The organism is Streptomyces sp. NPDC014734, assembly GCF_043083325.1.
Lineage (GTDB): Bacteria > Actinomycetota > Actinomycetes > Streptomycetales > Streptomycetaceae > Streptomyces.
Genome location: NZ_JBIBYN010000022.1, coordinates 30,916 through 32,098, shown reverse-complemented (window position 1 = coordinate 32,098; position 1,183 = coordinate 30,916). Strand labels below are relative to the sequence as shown.

Annotated in this window: 1 protein-coding gene; it reads right to left on the bottom strand. The window is 78.0% G+C overall.

The window, feature by feature from the left end; all coding sequences use genetic code 11:
• Positions 1-214 precede the first annotated feature (214 nt).
• Entirely contained in the window at positions 215-1,033 is an 819-nt protein-coding gene (locus ACF1CT_RS28865; RefSeq protein WP_391786911.1) for an inositol monophosphatase family protein, read from the bottom strand.
• Positions 1,034-1,183 lie beyond the last annotated feature (150 nt).

Sequence of the window (1,183 nt, the reverse complement as noted above, 5' to 3'; positions counted from 1 at the left end):
GCGCCCGCCCCCCCCCCCCGCCGCGCCGCCCCCGCGGGTTACAACCGCGCGCCCCCGCCCGGCTGGCCGGGGGGGGGGGGGGCCCCCCGCGCGGGGGGGGGGGGCGGGGGCCCCCCCCCCACGTCTCCGGGGCTCTCCGGGGCCTTTCCGGGGCCTCACGGCCCCACCCGGACGGCAGAGGGGCGGAGCCTTTCGGAGGGCACCCGACTGGTTCTCAGTCGTGCCAGGCGCCGAATTCCTCCAGCAGGGCCTGCAGCGGCTCGAAGACCCCCGGCACGGCGGCGACGGTCAGGTCGCCGTCGGCGGGCCGCCCGGGGCGGCCGCCGGTGCGGGCACCCGCCTCGCGGGCGATGAGGTCGCCCGCCGCCAGGTCCCAGGGGTGGAGACCGCGCTCGTAGTAGCCGTCGAGGCGGCCCGCGGCGACATCGCACAGGTCCACGGCCGCCGAGCCGCCGCGCCGGATGTCGCGCAGCCGGGGAATCATCCTCTGCGCCACGTCCGCCTGGTGTGCGCGGACGCCGGCGACGTAGTTGAATCCGGTCGACACGAGTGCCTGATCGAGCGGCGGGGCGGGCCGGCAACGCAGCACGGTGCCGGTGCCGTACGCGCCGCCGCTGACGTACGCACCGCCGCCGAGGACCGCCCGGTACGTCTCCCCGCGCATCGGGGCCTCGACCACGCCCACGACCCGCTCGCCGTCCCGTTCGGCGGCGATGGACACGGCCCACGTGGGCAGGCCGTACAGGTAGTTCACGGTGCCGTCGAGCGGGTCGATGACCCAGCGGATGCCGCTGCTGCCCGGCGCGCTCGCGCCCTCCTCGCCGAGGAAGCCGTCCCGGGGGCGGTGCTCGGCGAGGAAGCCGGTGATCAGTTTCTCGGCGGCTATGTCCATCTCGGTGACGACGTCGATCGGGCTGGACTTCGTCGCGGCCACCCCGAGATCGGCCGGACGGCCGTCGCGCAGCAGTTCTCCGGCACGACGGGCGGCCTCCAGGGCGAGGTCGAGCAGTTCGGACAGGTTCGGCTCGGTCACGGCTCTCCAGGTTTCGACGGTCTGCGGGGCGACGAGGGAATTCCCGGCCGGGGGGGGGGGGGGGGGGGGGGGCCCCCCCCCCCCCCCCCCCCCCCCCCACCCCCCCCCCCCCCACCCCCCCCAACCCCCCCCCCCCCCCCCCCGCCGACA